This is a genomic window from Mesorhizobium sp. WSM4820, from assembly GCF_055811075.1.
In genome coordinates, this window is sequence record NZ_JBVVQN010000088.1 from 1 (window position 1) to 487 (window position 487).

1 protein-coding gene is annotated in these 487 nt (G+C 60.4%); it reads left to right on the top strand.

What is annotated here, in order from left to right; translation table 11 throughout:
• Window positions 1–123 precede the first annotated feature (123 nt).
• Window positions 124–487, top strand: a 364-nt coding sequence (locus tag AC0L2R_RS33840; protein WP_473514124.1) for a transposase, incomplete at its 3' end; no start/stop codon positions are given.

A 487-nucleotide genomic window follows, 5' to 3' on the forward strand; every position in this document is an offset into this window, starting at 1 on the left:
GATAGTGTCCTGAAGGTTCTGCAAAAAGCTCTGGAGAGAGAACAGCCCTTACTCTGAGGCGAGGGGCGGCCATGGCACGCTGGTGACGTTGCGATCACCGATTCCCGTGGAAGGGTAAGTGCCATGACCAAGCGAGACGTTAGACTGAGCAGAGGTGAGTTGAAAGCGTTGCTGTTGTCGGATGAGGACGGCTTTCGCAGAGTTTTGCAGACTGTGGTGCAGGAGGCTTTGGAAGCCGAGATGACGGAGGCGATCGGGGCCGAGAAAGGCGAGCGGAGGGCGGAGCGGGTTGGCTACCGGTCCGGCTATTATGAGCGCAAGCTTGTGACGCGGGTTGGCGTGCTGGAGCTTCGCGTTCCGCAGGATCGGGCCGGCCGGTTCTCGACGGAGTTGTTCGAGCGTTATCAGCGCTCGGAGAAGGCACTGGTGTCGGCGCTGGTCGAGATGTACGTGCAAGGCGTGTCGACGCGCAAGGTCAAGGCGATCA